Raw genomic sequence first — 17,267 nt, forward strand, 5'->3', positions numbered from 1 at the left:
GCGCGGCGAGTCAAGGCGCCGCGCCGCCCGTGGCTTATTTCATCTCGGTGACGACTTCGTAGTCGTCGCCCGCGACCTTGAAGAGAGCGTAGCTCCCTGGCACATCGCCGTTTGCGTCGAAGTCCAGATTGCCGGATGCACCCTTGTAGTCAATGGCCTTGCCGGCCGCGATCAGCTCCTTGGCCTTCTTCCATTCGCCCGGCAGGATGGGCTCGCCCTCGCCGTTCGAGACGGCGCGCAGGGATTCCGATAGTTTAGCCTTGTCACCTCCGGCTTTCTCGACGGCGAGCGCCATCAAGAATACCGCGTCGTAGGACGGCCCCACATAGCTGCCGTTGATGTCGCCGCCCGCCGCCGCGAAAGCCTTGTTGAAGATGTCGAGCGAAGGCGACTTCGTGCTGACCGGTGCCGAGGCCATGAAGGTCGAGAGATTTTCGGCGCCGATCCCTTTGATCGGAGCTGATGTCTTCATGCCTTCGCCGCCGACGAAATTCTTGAAGAAGCCGTTTTCGATCGCTTCACGCAGAACGGTTAGGCCGGAGGTGTCACCATAGTCGAGGAGGACCAGCGTATCGGCACCACCGCCCGCAAGCTCCGCCAGGTCGGAACGATAGGACGACTTGTTCTCCTCATGCGCGGCATAGCCCGCAATCTCGCCGCCCTTGGCTTCATATTCCTTCTTGAACGCTTCGGCGATGCCTTTGCCGTAGTCGTTGTTGATGAAGGAAACGGCCACCTTTTTCGTGCCGCGGTCGAGAAGCGTCCGCGCCAACGCCTGGCCCTGATATTCGTCGGAAGGGATGGTCCGGAACACCAGGTCGTTGTCCTTGATCGTGGTGACGGCGGGCGAGGTCGACGCCGGAGAGATCACGAGGACACCGGCCGGTATGGCAACCGAGTTGGCGGCGGCGAGGAGCGCCCCGGAGCACCAGGGGCCGATTATGCCGACGACATGCGAGACGTTAACGACCTTGGTGACCGCATCCACCGCGACCTGTGGGCTGCAGCCATCGTCGGCGTCGATGCCGACGAGCTTCTCGCCGTTCAGGATACCGCCCTGATCGTTCACATCCTTGAGGGCGAATTGATAGGAGCGCGTGATTTCGGGTGCCATCGCGGCGGCACCCCCAGTGATGCCGGCCAGAAGGCCGATCTCGACGTCGGCCACCGCCGGTGTTGCCAGAGCGCTCGCCCCGAGCAGGAGCGAGGCAATTCCCAGATGCTTAGCTTTCATTCGATCCTCCATCATTGTTGGTCCGGCGATCCTCGCCGTGCCGGTTGAACTCAATTGATCTTGCTGTCGGCACTTTCGACCGCGCCTTCCTTGCGGGCAGACGGCTCCTCGCCGCGCGGCTCCTTGCGGAGTTTTTCCGGCAATAGTCCTTCCGGCCGGAAGCGGAGCACGAGCTGCAACAGCAGCCCGATCAGAAACATGCGGCCATACTTGGCTTTCAACGCATATTCCGCGGGGAATTGGTCGGTCACGATCTCTGATGCGGACCAGATGATCCAGACGATGACGGCTCCGATGAGGACGCCGCGGTTGTTTCCCGATCCGCCGAGGACGACCATGATCCAGACCAGGAAGGTCACCAGCATCGGATCGATGGCATCGGGCGTGATGGTACGGGCGAAATGAACATACAATGCGCCGGCAAGGCCCATCAGCGCCGAGCCCAGGATGAAGGCTTCCAGCCGGCGGTAAGGCACGTCCTTGCCCATGGCCAGGGCGGCGCTTTCGTTGTCACGAATGGCGCGCATCATTCTGCCCCAGGGCGAGACCGCCTGTCGTTCGATGAGGAGATAGACCGCGAGCAGGATGAGCGCGGTGATTCCGAGATAGGCCAATTGCGCCAGCCCATAGGTGAGATCGCCGAAGGGCCTGGGGATCCCGCTGATCCCGCGCGCCGAGTTGGTCAGCCAGTCTTCGGAGCGTGCGACCAGACGAATTCCCTCCGCCACGCCGATCGTCACGATCGCCAGATAATCCGACCGGAAGCGCAGGCATATCTTGCCGATCGGCCATGCCAAGAAGCCCGAGAGCGCCATCGCGCCGAGAAGACCTATGGGAAACGGCAATCCGTAGCCGCCAAGGTGACCTGCTTCCTCGGGCGAGGTCAGGATCGCCGATGCATAGGCGCCGACGGCGAAGAACCCGGCTATGCCGGCGTTGAAAAGGCCGGCATAGCCCCACTGAACGTTCAGCGCGATGGCAAGACAGCCATAGATGCAGATGAAGATCGCCAGATAGACCGGGTAGTTGAGGACGGTGAGCCATTCCATGCCGCGTCCCTCCTACAGAACCTTGCCGTGGAAGATGCCAGTCGGGCGGACCAGCAGCACGAGGAGCAGGATCGCAAACGCGCTCATGACCTTGTATTCGCTCGGGATGACCAGGACCGAGAGCTCCTCGGCGATGCCGACGATGAGCCCGCCTACGATCGCACCCTCGATACGGCCGACACCGCCGAGAATGGCTCCCGCGAAGGTCGGCAGCAGGATGTTCCAGCCCATCAGCGATTTGAGCTCGGTGTTGAGGCCGAGGAAGAAACCCGAAGCCGCGCACAGGCCACCGGCGATGATCCAGGTGAGCGCGATGACCTTGCCGTTGTCGACGCCTGACAGCAAAGCGAGGCTCGGGTTGTCCGACATGGCGCGCATGGCCTTGCCCCATTTGTTCCTGGTCAGGAACAGATGCAGTGCCACCACGAGGACGATGGCGACCGTGAGCGTCATGATCTCGTGGCTCTTCACCCGGATGCCGAACCAGTTCTCGGGCCGGGTGATTCCGCGCGTATAGCTCGTGGAGTTCACGCCCCAGACGACCTGGACGAACGAGCGGAGCATCAATGCCACACCGAAAGAAGCGATCGTCGTGATGATCTTCGGCAGGGCGCGCAGATGCGCGTAGAACAGCCAATCGATGCCGACCGCAAGGATGCCCGCCGTCACGATCGCGAAAGGAAGTGCAGCATAAGGCGACAGGCCAAAGGCTGTCGTGAAGAACAACGCCATGAAGGCGCCGAATGTGGCCAGATCGCCATGTGCAAAATGCCCGTAGCGCATGATGGCAAAGACGAGCGTGATGCCGATCGCGCCAAGGGCGTAGATCGAGCCCTGGACGATGCCCGGAAGGAGGAAGAAATTGATGAAGTTGAGCATGTCCATGCCGTTCGCCGCCTATCCGCCCAGAAACATCTCGGCGATGTGGCGATCCGCCAGCAGCGCCGAGCCCGGACCCTCATGGCGATTACGGCCGCCGGCCAGCACATAGCCGCGGTCGCTGAAGGCGAGAGCCTGCTTTGCATGCTGCTCGACGAGAAGAATCGCCACGCCGCTGTCGCGAACGTCGCGGCTGATCTGGAAGATCTGCTCCATGTATCTGGGGGAAAGGCCGGCGGTGGGCTCGTCCAGCAGCAGCACTTTTGGATCGAGCATCAGCGCGCGTCCCATGGCGACCATCTGGCGTTGTCCGCCCGACAGGCTTCCGGCCGTCGTCTTCTTCTTCGCCTTGAGATCGGGGAAGAGCTCGTAGACGCGATCGAGCGATGCGGAGTAGTCGCCCTTTCTCAGAAAGGCGCCCATCTCGAAATTCTCGTGAACCGTCATCTCGCCGAAGATGTTGCGCACCTGCGGCACGTAGCAGATGCCGGCCTGCACGATGCGATTGGGAGCCCAGCCGGTGATGTCGGTATCGGCCATCGAGATCGATCCGGCGCGGATATTGAGCAGACCGAAGATCGACTTCATCGCCGTCGACTTGCCGGCGCCATTCGGGCCGACGATGGCCACGATCTCGCTTCTCGCGACCTGGAGTGAAAGGTCGAAGAGGATATCCGCATCCCCGTATCCAGCCCTGAGGTCCTTGATGGTCAAAAGCGCGCTCATGCGGTTAGGTGCTGCCGCTCTCCGAGATAGGCTTCGAGAACGCGCGGGTCCGAGCGGACGGTTTCGAAATTTCCCTCGACGAGCACCCTGCCCTCCGCCATGCAGATAACCGGCGCGCAAAGCCGTTCGATCATTTCCATGTCATGCTCGATGAGGACGAAGGTGTAACCGCGCTCACGATGCAGAAAGGCGATCTTCTCCTCCAGCTTGCGCAGCAAGGTGCGATTCACGCCGGCGGCGGGCTCATCGAGCAAAACCAGCTCGGCATCCGTCATCATGGTCCGCCCAAGCTCCAGGAGCTTCTTCTGGCCGCCCGATATCCGGCCCGCCCGCTGGTGGGCGATCTGGGTCAACTCGAGGAACTCCAGCACTTCCCAGGCCCTCCGCGAAGTCTTCGCCTCCACGTCCTTCACTCTCGCCGGGGCGATCCAATTGTTGATGAGCGATTCCCCAGGCTGCCCGGGAGCGACCATCATGAGATTCTCGATAACGGAGAGATGATCGAATTCATGCGGGATTTGGAACGTCCGCACGAGCCCCTTCTGAAACCGGCGGTCCGGGGTCAGGGTCGTTATGTCCTCGCCGAGATAGATGATCTGGCCGGAGTCCGGATAGAGGGCGCCGGCGATCATGTTGAACACCGTAGTCTTGCCGGCTCCATTAGGTCCGACGAGCCCCGTGATTGAACCCCTCGCCACGGAGATCGAACAGTCGTCGACGGCCCGAAACGACCCGAAGCTCATCGTCAGACGCTCGCAAGAGAGGATCGGCGGCACGCTCGTCACGGGTCTCAGTCGATCCCGAGCAACGGGCAGCGCACCGCCGATCGGCGCCGACCCCCGGTCGCCATTGTTCGGCACAGCCATGACTGCAGCCCGAGGCACCGCCTCAGCGCGTGCCGTATCGTCATCGACCTACATCCCACCGCATATCCGCCCTATCGGCCGGGCGGCGCGAGCGACGCCGTCCGTGCCCTGCAAAAACACTACCAGCTTGCGCAGCGGGAATTGCATGTCGGAGGGCCAAAAATGTCACGAAAGGGCCATCCCGACCGCAGTGACGGTCCAACGCGTGTCAGTCCCTTCGGACTATTGCCCGGTGGGGCCATTGCGCCTATCAATTGGGCCAGCTGGTCAACTTGCGCACGATCATGCGGCACCGTTCCCGTCGGCGAGGCAATTTCAGCAAATAGAAGTTTCGTCTGGGTGGCACTCAATGTCTGATGTTGTGTGGCAGAATTACTCCGAGTTCTATCAGAAGTCCGGTTATGGCAGTTTTCCGCAGGAGCACCGCAGTTCGAAGGGGCGACTCGAATTCCGCATGATCCTTGTCGAGCAAGGGCCGCATGATTTCGTCGACCCGGCGCTTCCCGAGACGCTCCTCGCCCTCCCGCTGACCGTCGAGCGCGATTGCAACTGGGGCTGGACGATCGGTGAGTACCGCCATCGCCAGAAGGCGGAAGTGGGCCGAATGCTTGTCATCCCGTCCGAGACCGAGAGCACCTGGGACGTGGACGGGTGCCGGAAGATCCTGGTTCTTTCCATTCCCAACGATACAGTCCGCGCCGTTTTCGGCAGCGCGTGTCCGCGGCGCATCGGCAAAGCGTTCTGGAAGCTCTGCGAGCAGACCTGGGCCGATCCCCTCGTCGAAGTCCTCCTCGGTCGGCTATGGGAGAGTGTCGCGGGCAACAAGGCGGCGGACAAATATCTGGCCGACGGATTGTTGATGTCGGTCCTATCGCAATTGCTCATCAGGGCCGGAACCGATCTTCAGCCCAATGCGGCTGTAGCTCTGCCGCAATGGCGGCTGAACCGCGTCAAGCAGTTCGTTGCGAGCCATCTCGGGGAAGAAATCAGCCTGGACCAGCTCGCCGCCGCCGCAGGGCTAAGTCGGAGACATTTTGCCCGCAGCTTTCACCAGGAGCTGGGCGAGACCCCGCATCGCTGGCTCATGCAGACGCGCCTGGAAAAAGCCAAGCATCTGCTGCGCAGCGGCGAGACTTCCGTCGGCGAGATTGCCGAAACCTGCGGCTTCTCCAGCCAGAGCCACCTCACCGCGGCGCTGAAGCAATCCGACGGCATGACGCCGCATCGCTGGCGCCAGCAATTTCGCCACTGACCACTGGGCAAAAACCGGGAGCGTGTCCGGTTCGAAGTTGCGGGTGGAAACTATCGCCTGGTGGTCGCCTTCGATTTCCGCCGACAGGTAGCTTTCGTAAAGTTCATCGGCACCCATGCCGAGTACGACCGAATCGATGCTTTGACCATATCGCAATTCTGAAGGAAATTCTCGATGGAGTTTCGTCCGATCCGCACAGACAAAGATCACCGAGCCGCGCTCGCCGAGATCGACGCTGGCTGGGGAGCACCGGAGGGCACCGAGGCAGGCGACAGGCGTGCTCCTTGCCCTTGTCGAAATATACGAAGCCAAACGATGGCCGATCGACGTCGACACGGGCTTTGATCCGATCGATGTGCTCAACTATGCCATCGAGGAGCTCGGGCATACCCAAGCGGAATTAGCCGATCTTCTCGGCTCGCGCCCGCGCGCGTCGGAAGTCCTCTCGCGCCGACGCGCGCTCACGGTCGACATGATCTACAAGATTAGCGAGACATGGAAAATTCCAGCGGAGCTTCTGATCCGTCCCTACAAGATCAAACGTGCCGCCTGATGATTGCGGATTGAAGCAACTCTATTCCGTTCAAGACGCTGGTTTCAGACGAGCCGGCTCTGGTCGACGGCGGCGGCGATGAAGGAGGCGAAGAGCGGATGCGGCTCGAACGGCCGTGACTTGAGCTCGGGGTGATACTGCACGCCGATGAACCAGGGATGATCGGGATATTCGATGGTCTCCGGCAGGAGACCATCGGGCGACATGCCGGCGAACAGCATGCCCGCCTTCTCCAGCCTCTCGCGATAATGCGTATTCACCTCATAGCGGTGGCGGTGGCGCTCCGAGATGCGCGTGTCGCCATAGATCTCGGCGATCTTGCTGCCGGACTTCAAGGTCGCGTCATAGGCGCCGAGCCGCATCGTGCCGCCGAGATCGCCGCCCGCCTTGCGGATCTCGAGCTCGTTGCCTTTCATCCACTCGGTCATGGTGCCGACGACCGGCTCCGGGGTTTCGCCGAATTCGGTCGAGCTTGCACTGGTGATGCCGCAGAGGCTCCGCGCCGCCTCGATGCAGGCCATCTGCATGCCGAAGCAGATGCCGAAAAAGGGCACCTTGCGGGTGCGCGCGAAGGTCGCCGCCTTGATCTTGCCTTCGGAGCCGCGCTCGCCGAAGCCGCCCGGCACCAATATGCCGTGGACGCCTTCGAGATAGGGGGCGGGATCCTCCTTCTCGAAGATCTCGGACTCGATCCATTCGAGCTTGACCTTGACCTTGTTGGCCACACCGCCATGGACCAGCGCCTCATTGAGCGACTTATAGGCGTCGAGCAGCCCGGTATATTTGCCGACGACGGCGATCTTCACCTCGCCTTCCGGATGGGTGATGCGCTCCATCACCGTCTTCCAGCGCGAGAGATCGGGCTCGGGCGCGGTGGTGATGCCGAAAGCGTCGAGCACCTCCTTGTCGAGCCCTTCGGCATGATACGCGCGGGGAACATCATAGATGCTCTTCACGTCGAGCGCCTGAATGACAGCGGAGGGCCGCACATTGCAGAACAGCGCGATCTTGCGGCGCTCGTTCACCGGGATCTCGCGATCGGCGCGACACAGGAGGATGTCCGGCTGGATGCCGATCGAGCGCAGCTCCTTCACCGAATGCTGCGTCGGCTTGGTCTTGAGCTCGCCCGCCGTCGGGATATAGGGCAAGAGCGTCAAATGGATGAAGATCGTCTGGCCGCGCGGCAATTCGTTGCTGAGCTGGCGGATGGCCTCGAAGAACGGCAGGCCTTCGATGTCGCCGACCGTGCCGCCGATCTCGACCAGGACGAAGTCATAGCCCTCATTGCCGGTGGTCACGAATTCCTTGATCGCGTCCGTCACATGCGGAATGACCTGGACGGTGGCGCCGAGATAATCGCCGCGCCGTTCCTTGGCGATGATGTCCTGATAGAGGCGCCCGGTGGTGATGTTGTCCTGGCGGTTGGCCGAGCGCCCGGTGAAGCGCTCATAATGGCCGAGATCGAGATCGGTCTCCGCCCCGTCGTCGGTGACGAAGACCTCGCCGTGCTGATAGGGGCTCATGGTCCCCGGATCGACATTGAGATAGGGATCGAGCTTGCGCAGGCGCACGGAAAAACCGCGCGCCTGGAGGAGCGCGCCGAGCGCTGCTGAAGCGAGACCCTTGCCGAGGGAGGAGACCACGCCGCCGGTGATGAAGATGTACCGCGCCATGGGCCCCTAATCTAACCTCTCATCCATACGATTCGAAGCCCGGATTTTGAGGTCCGGGCTTCTGTGGAAAGCTGTGAAACAAATTACTGTGAAACAGGGACTTGTGGTTGTCCCGGTTTCGCGGAACCGCCGCCTTGGCCCTGCCCTTGCTCGCCGCTCGACGGCAATTGCGGCAGCACGCCGCTGCCCTCGCTGCCTGCCGGCGGTGCCGTCTGGCTTTGATTCTGCTGTGTCTGCGTCGCCGGACGGTCGAAAAGCGATCCGCCACCGGTGTGCCTGGAAAGCAAGGTCAGGCCGATCGAGGTCAGGAAGAAGATGACGGCCAGAATGGCCGTCGTCCGCGTCAGCGTATTGCCGACCCCCCTTGCCGAGAACAGCGACCCGCCACCGCCACCACCGCCAATGCCCAAAGCGCCGCCCTCGGAGCGCTGCAGCAGCACGACGCCAATGAGCGCGATGGCGATGATCAAATGGATGACGAGCAGGACGGTTTGCATCTTCTGGGGGTCCGGTTCCGAAATTCGGTGGCAGCGTCTAGCGCGGATATGGGGTGGAGGCAACCCTCAGGCAAGCCGGCCTGCCGTTCGGTCAGGCATAGGCCTTGATGATGCCGATGAAATCGGCGGCCTTGAGGCTGGCCCCCCCGACCAGGGCGCCGTTCACATTGGCGACGGCCATGAGCTCCGCCGCATTGGCAGGCTTCACCGACCCGCCATAGAGGATGCGCATCAAGGGATCGGTCTCTCGGCGGATGGATTGATGCACCTCGCCCACTTCCGCCGTTGTCGGGGTAAGGCCGGTGCCAATGGCCCAGACCGGCTCATAGGCGATGACCGTGTTGGCCGCCGTGGAACCCGCCGGGACCGAGCCCTTGAGCTGGCGTGAGATCACGGCCAGCGTCTGGCCGGATTTGCGCTGCTCCAGCGTCTCGCCGATGCAGACGATGGCGATGAGCCCGGCCGCGTGGGCGGCCTCCGCCTTGCGGCGGACGATCTCGTCGGTCTCGCCGTGATCGGTGCGCCTTTCGGAATGGCCGACGATGACGGCGCTGCAGCCGGCATCCTTGAGCATCTCGGCTGAAATGTCGCCCGTATGGGCGCCATTGGCGTTCCAGTGGCAGTCCTGGCCGCCCAGCCTGATCCTGGCGCCCTTGACCACCGTTCTGACGGCGCTGATGAGGGTGGCCGGCGGACAGAGCATGACCTCACATTTGAGCCGGACATCCTTGAGCATGCCGGCGAGGAGCCGCGCCTCCTTCAGCGCTGCCGTGGTGCCGTTCATCTTCCAGTTTCCCGCCACCAGCGGTCTTGGCGATTTCTGAGCCATTTCAATCCCCTGCACGATAGTGTCGTTTCCTCCTAGCAGAGCCAGGCAAGGCTTGCGAGGCCTGATCCTCGTCCCTATGATGCGCGCCGCGTTCGTGCCGGACGCTCGAAAAGAAGGTGCTTGATGCTCGACAAGTTGCGTGATTCCGCGAAAAGCTGGGTGGCCAAGGTGCTCTTGGGCCTCTTGGCCGCGAGCTTTGTCGTCTGGGGCGTCGCCGACGTCTTCACCTTCCGGCCGGGCTCGGCGCTGGCGACGGTCGGCGACCAGGAGATTTCCGCCCAGAATTTCACTGACAGCTACCGCAACTGGCTGCAAAACTATCAGCGCCAGGTCGGCCAGACGATCACGCCGGAACAAGCCCGCCTCCTGGGCCTCGATCGTATCTTCCTCAACGGGATGATCCGCGATGCCGCCCTCGACGGGGAAGCGGACAAGATGAAGCTCGCGATCTCAGACCAGCAGATCGCCGACATCATCCAGACCAACAGGGCTTTTCACAATTCGCAAGGCCAGTTCGATCCGACACTGTTCCGCGAGGTGCTGCGGCAAAACGGCTTGAGCGAGGCGGGCTATGTCGCCGGCGAGCGCCAGCGCTTTCTGCGCGGTGCCCTGGCCGACACCGTCGAGTGGAACTTCACGCCTCCCAATACGCTGAAGGAGGCCGTCTATCGCCATCGCAACGAGGAGCGCGATGCGCGCTACTTCGTCCTCAGGCCCGCGGAGCAGGATGTCCCCTCGCCCAGCGAGCAGGATCTCAAGACCTATTGGGAGAAGAACAGCGCGCGCTATACCGCGCCTGAATATCGCGTCATTGCCGTCCTCAAGGCCGACCCGCAGGATATCGCCCCTAAGATCCAGATCAGCGATGCCGATCTCGCCGCCGCTTACGACAAGTTCAAACGCGACTACTTCAAGCCCGAGACCCGCGCCATCTTGCAGATTCCCTTCCCCAATGTCGATGAAGCCAAGAAGGCGAAGGAGCGGATCGCCGCGGGCACGGATTTCATGGCGCTGGCCAAGGAGCGCGGGCTGACCGACGCCGATGCCTCGCTGGGCGAGGTCAGCAAGGACAAGATCTTCGACACGATCATCGCCGATGCCGCCTTCGGCCTGGCGCAGGACCAGGTCAGCGACCCCGTGCAAGGCAAGCTGTCCGTGGTCCTGCTCAAGGTCACGAAGATCAATCCTGAGAAGCAGTCGACGCTCGATGAGGTGAAGAACGAGCTCACCTCGCGCCTGCAGCTCGAAAAGGCGAAAGGCGAGGTGCAGAACACCTATGATGCGGTCGAGGATGCCCGCGCCCAGCAGAAATCCTTCGACGACATCGCCAAAGAAGTGAAGCTCGATCTCGTCGTCACCCCGCCGGTCGATCCGCAAGGCCTCGGCAAGGACGGCAAGGAAGTGAACGTGCCGTTCAAGGAAGGCGTCCTCAAGCAGGCTTTCGAAAGCGACACCGGGGTCGAGAACGACGCGCTCACGACGCCGTCGAGCGGCTATGTCTGGTACGAGGTCCGCGAAGTGACACCGTCCGCGGTCAAGCCCTTCGACACGGTCAAGGCGCAAGTGGAAAGCGACTGGAAAGCCCAGAAGTTGCGCGAGGTGGCGCTCGAAAAGGCCAAGCAGCTGGTGGAGCGCGCGCAGAACGGCATCGCGTTCGAGACGCTGGCCGGCGAAGCCAAGGCCGAGATCAAGAAGGTCGAGGGCCTCAAGCGCAACGAGACGACGAACGAATTCGGTCCCGAAGCGGTCGCGGCCCTGTTCTCGGTGCCCGAGAACGGCTTTGCCTTCGCCCCCGAAGGCGACGGCAAGGGTGCGAAGATCATGCAGTCGCAGGCGGTGCTCATTCCGACCTTCGATCCCAATTCGGAAGAAGCCAAAACCATCACCAAGGCGCTCACCGACGGCGCCGGCAGCAATCTGGCGGCGAGCTATGTCGCCGACGTGCAGAATGAGCTCGATGTCTATGTAGACGAGAATATGTGGCGACAGGTCACGGGCGCGAACGCGAACTGAACCTCAACCCTGAAAGCACATTCATCTTGGTCTACTCACATGCAAGTCTTACCCGAATTCGACGCGTTCCGTCGCGTCTATGATTTAGGCGAAGCGCAGATCCTTTCCACCCGGCTCGTCGCCGATCTCGAGACGCCCGTCTCGGCCATGCTCAAGCTCGCGCGCAATGCGCGCTATTCCTTCCTCCTCGAATCGGTGGAAGGCGGCGCGGTGCGCGGGCGCTATTCCATCATCGGCATGCGGCCCGACGTCATCTGGAAGGTCGAGGGCCGCAAGGCCTCGATCAACCGGCGCGCGCTGTTCAATCCGGACGGCCCCTTCGAAACGGTCGATCTCGAGCCGCTCCCCGCCTTGCGGGCGCTGCTCAAGGAAAGCCGCATCGCGCTTCCGCCCGACGCGCCCCCGATGGCCGCCGGCGTCTTCGGCTATATGGGCTATGACATGGTGCGGCTGATGGAGGACCTGCCTCAGCCCAACCAGGACGTCATCGGCCTGCCCGACGGCATGCTCATCCGCCCGACGATCATGGCGATCTTCGATTCGGTGAAGGACGACGTCACGGTGGTGACGCCGGTCTATCCGGAAGGCGATGTCAGCGCCAAGGCGGCCTATGCGCGCGCCATGGAGCGGCTCGCTTACGTGGTCGAGGCGCTCGACCGGCCGCTCGATCACGGGATGATGGGCCGCGCCGACGTGCCCGCTATCGGCGAGCCCAGCTCCAACACGTCACCGCAAGACTATATGGGCATGGTGGAGAAGGCCAAGGAGTACATCGCCTCGGGCGACATCTTCCAGGTGGTGCTGTCGCAGCGCTTCGAGGCGCCCTTCACGCTGCCGCCCTTCGCGCTCTACCGCTCGCTCCGGCGCGTCAATCCTTCGCCCTTCCTCTATTATCTCGACTTCGACCGTTTCGCGATCATCGGCTCATCGCCCGAGATCCTGGTCAGGGTCAGGGACGGCAAGGTGACGATCCGCCCGATCGCCGGCACGCGGCGGCGCGGCGAGACGCCGAGCGAGGACCGCGCTTTGGCCGAGGAGCTGCTCGCCGATCCCAAGGAGCGCGCCGAGCATCTGATGCTGCTCGATCTCGGCCGCAACGATGTCGGCCGCGTCGCCAAGATCGGCTCGATCAAGGTGACGGACCAGTTCATCCTCGAATATTACAGCCATGTTATGCATATCGTGTCCAATGTCGAAGGCGAGCTCGCGCCCAGATATGACGCGATCGACGCCCTCGTCGCCGGCTTCCCGGCAGGCACGGTGTCGGGTGCACCCAAAGTGCGGGCCATGCAGATCATCGACGAGCTGGAGCACGAGAAGCGCGGTGCCTACGCAGGCTGCGCCGGCTATTTCTCGGCCGACGGCGACATGGACACCTGCATCATGCTGCGCACGGCCATCGTCAAGGACGGCAAGATGTATGTGCAGGCGGGTGCCGGCCTCGTCGCCGACAGCGTGCCCAAGTCCGAGCACATGGAATGCGTCAATAAGGCCAAGGCCCTGTTCCGCGCCGCCGACGACGCGGTGCGCTTCGCCGGACGCGCCGGGAGGGGACAATGATCATCCTCATCGACAACTACGACAGCTTTACCTGGAACCTCTATCACTTCCTGGGCGATCTCGGCGCCGAGACGGTCGTGCATCGCAACGACAAGATCAGCGTCGGCCAGGTCCTGTCGGCCAGGCCCCAGGCGATCGTGCTGTCGCCCGGCCCCTGCACGCCCAATGAGGCCGGCATCTGTCTCGATCTCATCGCGAAGGCGCAGGACCAGGTGCCGATCCTCGGCGTCTGCCTCGGCCACCAGGCGATCGGCCAGGCCTTTGGCGGCAAGGTCATCCGGGCGCCGCATCTGATGCATGGCAAACTGTCCGAAGTCCGCCACAGGGCGAAGGGCATTTTCGCCGAGGTGCCGGACGGCTTCTCGGCGACCCGCTATCATTCGCTCATCGTCGAGCGCGATAGCCTGCCCGAAAGCCTCGAAATCACCGCCGAGACGGAGGACGGCATCATCATGGGCCTGCAGCACAAGACCAAGCCCATCCATGGCGTGCAATTCCATCCCGAAAGCATTGCTTCCGAGCATGGCCACGCTCTATTGAAGAACTTCCTCCAACAGGCGGGGGCATTCACATGACGGACCTCAAACCCCTCATAGCCAAGGCGGCGGGCGGCGAGCCCTTGACGCGCGACGAGGCCCGCGCGGCCTTCGACGTGCTGATGTCGGGCGAAGCCACGCCGTCGCAGATCGGCGGCTTCCTGATGGCGCTCCGCGTGCGTGGCGAAACGGTCGATGAGATCACCGGCGCCGTCGAGATCATGCGCGAGAAGATGACGACGGTGAAGGCGCCGGCCGATGCCATCGACATCGTCGGGACCGGCGGCGATGCCTCGGGCTCCTACAATATCTCGACCTGTGCTGCTTTCGTCACCGCAGGCACCGGTCTCAAGATCGCCAAGCACGGCAACCGGGCCCTGTCGTCGAAATCGGGATCGGCCGATGTGCTGACGGCGCTGGGCGTCAAGATCGATCTCAACCCGGAGCAAATCAGCCGCTGCATCGATGATGCGGGCTGCGGCTTCATGTTCGCGCCGGCCCATCATGCCTCGATGAAGCATGTGGGGCCGACACGGGTCGAGCTCGGAACGCGCACGATCTTCAATCTGCTCGGTCCCCTCTCCAATCCGGCGGGCGTCAAGCGCCAGGTCACCGGCGTCTTCGCCAAGGCCTGGGTCGAGCCCCTGGCCCATGTGCTCAACAATCTGGGCTGTGAACGCGCCTGGATCTGCCATGGCGAAGGCGGCTTCGACGAGATCGTGCCTTCGGGCACGACCTGGATCGCCGAATTGAAGAACCACAAGGTAACGCTCGCCGAGGTGACCCCGGAAGATGTGGGCCTTGCCCGCTCATCCGCCGCCGATCTCAAGGGCGCCGATGCGGCGCATAATGCCGAGGCGCTGCGCCAAGTGCTCGAAGGCAAGAAGAATGCTTTCCGCGACGCCGCGGTGATGACTTCGGCTGCCGCCCTTCTCGTCGCCGGCAAGGCGAAGGATCTCAAGGAAGGTGTCGCCGAGGCGCAGAAATCGATCGACGGCGGCGGCGCGCGGGCCGTGCTCGAGAAACTGGTGAAAGTGTCGAACGGACAAAAAGCCTGATGACCACCATCCTCGACAAGATCGCCGCCTATAAGCGCGAGGAAGTCGCCAAGGCGAAAACCGAGATCGCCGAGCGCGAGCTCGACGTCATGGCGCTCGATGCCCCGCCGGTGAGGAGTTTCGCGCGCGCGCTCGAGGCGAAGATCGCGCAAGGCCAATGGGCGCTCATCGCCGAGATCAAGAAGGCGAGCCCCTCCAAGGGGCTGATCCGGCCGGACTTCAATCCGCCGCAGCTCGCCATGGCCTATGAGGACGGAGGTGCGGCCTGCCTCTCCGTCCTCACCGACACGCCCTCCTTCCAGGGCGCGCCCGAATATCTGGGCGCGGCGCGGGCGGTGACGGCGCTTCCGGCGCTCCGCAAGGACTTCATGCTCGATCCCTATCAGGTGGCGGAAACGCGCGCCTGGGGCGGCGACTGCATCCTCCTCATCATGGCGATGATCGACGATACGCTCGCCTGCGAGCTCGAAGCGGCGGCGCTCGACTGGGGCATGGATGTGCTGGCCGAGGTTCATGATGAGAAGGAGCTCGAGCGGGCCTTAAAACTCTCGACCCGCCTCATCGGCATCAACAACCGCGACCTGCGCAGCTTCGAGACGAAACTCGAGACCACCGAACGTCTTGCTCCCCTGGTTCCGGCCGACCGGCTGATCGTCGGCGAGAGCGGGCTCTTCACCGCGGCCGACCTGGCGCGGCTTTCCAAGGTCGGCGTCGACGCCTTCCTCATCGGCGAAAGCCTGATGCGGCAGGCCGATGTCGCGGCCGCGACCCGTGCTATCCTGGCCAAGCCATGAGCAAGCTCACCCATCTCGACGATCAGGGCCGTGCCCGCATGGTCGATGTTTCGGCCAAGGACGTGACCCTGCGCCAGGCGACAGCGCGTGGACGTGTCACCATGAGGTCCGAGACGCTCGCGATGATCGCCGAAGGCCGCGCCAAGAAAGGCGATGTGATGGCGGCGGCGCGCATTGCGGGCATCATGGCGGCGAAGAAGACGCATGAGCTCATCCCCCTCTGCCATCCCCTGGCCATCTCCGGCGTCACGGTCGATTTCACCACCGACACAGGGGCGAATGCGATCGAGGTTTCGGCGACGGTCAAGGTCGAGGGCAAAACCGGTGTCGAGATGGAAGCCTTGACCGCCGTCGCGGTCGCCTGCCTCACCATCTATGACATGTGCAAGTCGGCCGATCGCGCCATGCGCATCGGCGACATCAGGCTCAGCGAGAAATCCGGCGGCAAGTCCGGTCATTATTCCGGGGACTGAGCGATGGCGCTGATGCCGGTCGAAGAGGCGAAGGCGCGCGTCCTCAAGGGCGCCAGGGCGCTGCCGCGCGAGAGCGTGCCGTTGCATCACTGCGCCGCGCGCGTGCTCGCCGCCGACGTCAAGGCCAGGCGCGACCAGCCGCCTTTCCCGGCATCCGCCATGGACGGCTATGCGGTGCGCTTTGCCGATGTCGAGAAGGCTCCGGCGAGGCTCAGGATCATCGGCACGGCCCCCGCCGGGCACGGTTTTAAGGGAACGGTCGGCCCTGGCCAGGCGGTGCGCATCTTCACGGGCGCCCCCGTTCCCAAAGGCGCCGATACGGTCGTCATCCAGGAAAACGCCGAGGCCTCCGACGGCCAGGTGAGCGTCACCGTGCCGGCGCAGCGTCTGGGCCAGCATATCCGGCGCCAGGCACTGGACTTCGCCAGGGGCCAGAGCCTTCTGCGCCAGGGGACCTTGCTCGGCGCCCGGGAGATCGGTCTTGCCGCGGCGATGAACTGGCCGGCCCTTCCGGTCACCCGGCGCCCCAGGGTCGCTATTTTCACCACGGGCGACGAGCTGGTCGCCCCTGGCCGCACACCCAAGGCCGACCAGATCGTTTCCTCGAACAGTTTCGCGCTCGCGGCCTTTGTGCGCCGCTATGGCGGCGAGCCGGTCGACCTCGGCATCATCCCGGACAAGCTTAACGCCATTTCCCGGGCCATCCGGAAGGCTTCCGGGGCGGATATCCTTCTAACGACCGGTGGCGCCTCGGTCGGCGATCACGACTTTGTCCAGGCTGCCCTCAAGGTAGCCGGTATCAAGCTCGATTTTTGGAAAATCGCGCTCCGGCCTGGAAAACCCCTCATGTTCGCCCGCAACGGCCAGAGGCGGATTCTCGGCCTTCCGGGAAATCCCGTCTCCGCGCTCGTCTGTGCGCGGATTTTCCTCAAACCTCTGATTTTCGCGTTGCTCGGTCGTCCGGCCCCTGACGATGTCATCAAGGCCCGGCTCGGCTCGCCCTTGCCGGCGAACGACCTAAGACAGGATTATCTTCGGGCAGAGGTGAGCCGCGGCGCCGATGGCAGCTATTGGGCCGCCCCCTTCCGGGTCCAGGATTCTTCGATGCAGCGCGCTTTGACCGAAGCCCAGGGCCTCATCGTCCGTCCGCCGCATGCGCCGGAAGCCCGCGAGGGCGACCTGGTCGACCTCATTTTGATGGATTTTTGAACGTCCGCCCAATTTAGGCTTGCTGAACCAAACGGGAACGGTTATTTTCGTTTTGTATTTGTTCCG

Annotated in this window: 18 protein-coding genes; 10 read left to right on the top strand and 8 right to left on the bottom strand. The window is 63.2% G+C overall.

What is annotated here, in order from left to right; all coding sequences use genetic code 11:
- Positions 1–34: 34 nt before the first annotated feature.
- From DS839_RS30280 to DS839_RS30300, 5 genes are read right to left on the bottom strand one after another with little or no spacing between them, the layout of a single operon-like run.
- Complete coding sequence (locus DS839_RS30280) at positions 35–1,234, bottom strand: ABC transporter substrate-binding protein (protein ID WP_119274269.1); 1,200 nt, start codon at positions 1,232–1,234, stop codon at positions 35–37.
- A gap of 50 nt (positions 1,235–1,284) precedes the next feature.
- Entirely contained in the window at positions 1,285–2,283 is a 999-nt protein-coding gene (locus DS839_RS30285) for a branched-chain amino acid ABC transporter permease (protein ID WP_119274270.1), read from the bottom strand.
- 12 nt (positions 2,284–2,295) lie between these two features.
- On the bottom strand, positions 2,296–3,168 hold the full coding sequence (locus tag DS839_RS30290) for a branched-chain amino acid ABC transporter permease (RefSeq protein ID WP_119274271.1): 873 nt from the start codon (positions 3,166–3,168) through the stop codon (positions 2,296–2,298).
- 12 nt (positions 3,169–3,180) lie between these two features.
- Entirely contained in the window at positions 3,181–3,888 is a 708-nt protein-coding gene (locus tag DS839_RS30295) for an ABC transporter ATP-binding protein (RefSeq protein WP_119274272.1), read from the bottom strand.
- Positions 3,885–4,655 (bottom strand): ABC transporter ATP-binding protein, encoded by a 771-nt coding sequence (locus DS839_RS30300; protein ID WP_119274333.1) that lies wholly within the window; start codon positions 4,653–4,655, stop codon positions 3,885–3,887. The genes DS839_RS30295 and DS839_RS30300 overlap by 4 nt, the downstream gene beginning before the upstream one ends.
- A gap of 448 nt (positions 4,656–5,103) precedes the next feature.
- Here DS839_RS30300 and DS839_RS30305 point away from each other — a divergent pair, with 448 nt between their 5' ends.
- From DS839_RS30305 to DS839_RS30315, 3 genes are all read left to right on the top strand, one after another.
- Complete coding sequence (locus tag DS839_RS30305) at positions 5,104–6,006, top strand: helix-turn-helix domain-containing protein (protein ID WP_162918906.1); 903 nt, start codon at positions 5,104–5,106, stop codon at positions 6,004–6,006.
- A gap of 3 nt (positions 6,007–6,009) precedes the next feature.
- Positions 6,010–6,168, top strand: a complete 159-nt coding sequence (locus DS839_RS30310; protein WP_119274274.1) for a type II toxin-antitoxin system HigB family toxin — start codon at positions 6,010–6,012, stop codon at positions 6,166–6,168.
- 115 nt (positions 6,169–6,283) lie between these two features.
- Positions 6,284–6,559, top strand: coding sequence for a helix-turn-helix domain-containing protein (locus tag DS839_RS30315; RefSeq protein WP_368912005.1), 276 nt, complete (start codon positions 6,284–6,286; stop codon positions 6,557–6,559).
- 44 nt (positions 6,560–6,603) lie between these two features.
- On the opposite strand, the gene pyrG is transcribed toward DS839_RS30315, so the two are convergent.
- The 3 genes from pyrG to tpiA all read right to left on the bottom strand — a co-directional run bounded on the left by pyrG (position 6,604) and on the right by tpiA (position 9,558).
- A complete protein-coding gene (gene pyrG / locus DS839_RS30320) occupies positions 6,604–8,232 on the bottom strand; it encodes a CTP synthase (protein ID WP_119274275.1) in 1,629 nt (542 codons plus the stop codon).
- An 83-nt stretch (positions 8,233–8,315) separates the two neighbouring features.
- The gene (gene secG, locus DS839_RS30325) at positions 8,316–8,729 is read right to left on the bottom strand and encodes a preprotein translocase subunit SecG (protein WP_119274276.1); all 414 of its coding nucleotides are present in this window, start codon (positions 8,727–8,729) and stop codon (positions 8,316–8,318) included.
- Between the two features lie 91 nt (positions 8,730–8,820).
- On the bottom strand, positions 8,821–9,558 hold the full coding sequence (gene tpiA, locus DS839_RS30330) for a triose-phosphate isomerase (protein WP_119274277.1): 738 nt from the start codon (positions 9,556–9,558) through the stop codon (positions 8,821–8,823).
- Positions 9,559–9,681: 123 nt separating this feature from the next.
- On the opposite strand from tpiA, the gene DS839_RS30335 reads away from it, so the two are divergent.
- From DS839_RS30335 to DS839_RS30365, 7 genes are read left to right on the top strand one after another with little or no spacing between them, the layout of a single operon-like run.
- A complete protein-coding gene (locus DS839_RS30335; RefSeq protein WP_119274278.1) occupies positions 9,682–11,571 on the top strand; it encodes a peptidylprolyl isomerase in 1,890 nt (629 codons plus the stop codon).
- 39 nt (positions 11,572–11,610) lie between these two features.
- Complete coding sequence (gene trpE, locus DS839_RS30340; RefSeq protein WP_119274279.1) at positions 11,611–13,131, top strand: anthranilate synthase component I; 1,521 nt, start codon at positions 11,611–11,613, stop codon at positions 13,129–13,131.
- Positions 13,128–13,706 carry an anthranilate synthase component II gene (locus tag DS839_RS30345; protein WP_119274280.1) on the top strand — a complete coding sequence of 193 codons (579 nt, stop codon included), beginning with the start codon at positions 13,128–13,130 and terminating at the stop codon, positions 13,704–13,706. The genes trpE and DS839_RS30345 overlap by 4 nt, the downstream gene beginning before the upstream one ends.
- Positions 13,703–14,725, top strand: a complete 1,023-nt coding sequence (gene trpD, locus DS839_RS30350; RefSeq protein WP_119274281.1) for an anthranilate phosphoribosyltransferase — start codon at positions 13,703–13,705, stop codon at positions 14,723–14,725. Before DS839_RS30345 ends, trpD begins: the two co-directional genes overlap by 4 nt.
- Entirely contained in the window at positions 14,722–15,519 is a 798-nt protein-coding gene (gene trpC, locus DS839_RS30355) for an indole-3-glycerol phosphate synthase TrpC (RefSeq protein ID WP_368912015.1), read from the top strand. Before trpD ends, trpC begins: the two co-directional genes overlap by 4 nt.
- On the top strand, positions 15,516–15,992 hold the full coding sequence (moaC, locus tag DS839_RS30360) for a cyclic pyranopterin monophosphate synthase MoaC (RefSeq protein WP_119274283.1): 477 nt from the start codon (positions 15,516–15,518) through the stop codon (positions 15,990–15,992). The genes trpC and moaC overlap by 4 nt, the downstream gene beginning before the upstream one ends.
- Positions 15,993–15,995: 3 nt before the next feature.
- On the top strand, positions 15,996–17,201 hold the full coding sequence (locus tag DS839_RS30365) for a molybdopterin molybdotransferase MoeA (protein WP_119274284.1): 1,206 nt from the start codon (positions 15,996–15,998) through the stop codon (positions 17,199–17,201).
- Positions 17,202–17,267: the final 66 nt, after the last annotated feature.

The sequence above is a fragment of the Taklimakanibacter deserti genome (genome assembly GCA_003574785.1).

Coding starts and splice junctions, on each gene's coding strand:
- DS839_RS30280 (WP_119274269.1), bottom strand. CDS start 1,234: ATGAAAGCTAAGCATCTGGGAATTGCCTCGCTCCTGCTCGGGGCGAGC.
- DS839_RS30285 (WP_119274270.1), bottom strand. CDS start 2,283: ATGGAATGGCTCACCGTCCTCAACTACCCGGTCTATCTGGCGATCTTC.
- DS839_RS30290 (WP_119274271.1), bottom strand. CDS start 3,168: ATGGACATGCTCAACTTCATCAATTTCTTCCTCCTTCCGGGCATCGTC.
- DS839_RS30295 (WP_119274272.1), bottom strand. CDS start 3,888: ATGAGCGCGCTTTTGACCATCAAGGACCTCAGGGCTGGATACGGGGAT.
- DS839_RS30305 (WP_162918906.1), top strand. CDS start 5,104: ATGTCTGATGTTGTGTGGCAGAATTACTCCGAGTTCTATCAGAAGTCC.
- pyrG (WP_119274275.1), bottom strand. CDS start 8,232: ATGGCGCGGTACATCTTCATCACCGGCGGCGTGGTCTCCTCCCTCGGC.
- secG (WP_119274276.1), bottom strand. CDS start 8,729: ATGCAAACCGTCCTGCTCGTCATCCATTTGATCATCGCCATCGCGCTC.
- tpiA (WP_119274277.1), bottom strand. CDS start 9,558: ATGGCTCAGAAATCGCCAAGACCGCTGGTGGCGGGAAACTGGAAGATG.
- DS839_RS30335 (WP_119274278.1), top strand. CDS start 9,682: ATGCTCGACAAGTTGCGTGATTCCGCGAAAAGCTGGGTGGCCAAGGTG.
- trpE (WP_119274279.1), top strand. CDS start 11,611: ATGCAAGTCTTACCCGAATTCGACGCGTTCCGTCGCGTCTATGATTTA.
- DS839_RS30345 (WP_119274280.1), top strand. CDS start 13,128: ATGATCATCCTCATCGACAACTACGACAGCTTTACCTGGAACCTCTAT.
- trpD (WP_119274281.1), top strand. CDS start 13,703: ATGACGGACCTCAAACCCCTCATAGCCAAGGCGGCGGGCGGCGAGCCC.
- moaC (WP_119274283.1), top strand. CDS start 15,516: ATGAGCAAGCTCACCCATCTCGACGATCAGGGCCGTGCCCGCATGGTC.
- DS839_RS30365 (WP_119274284.1), top strand. CDS start 15,996: ATGGCGCTGATGCCGGTCGAAGAGGCGAAGGCGCGCGTCCTCAAGGGC.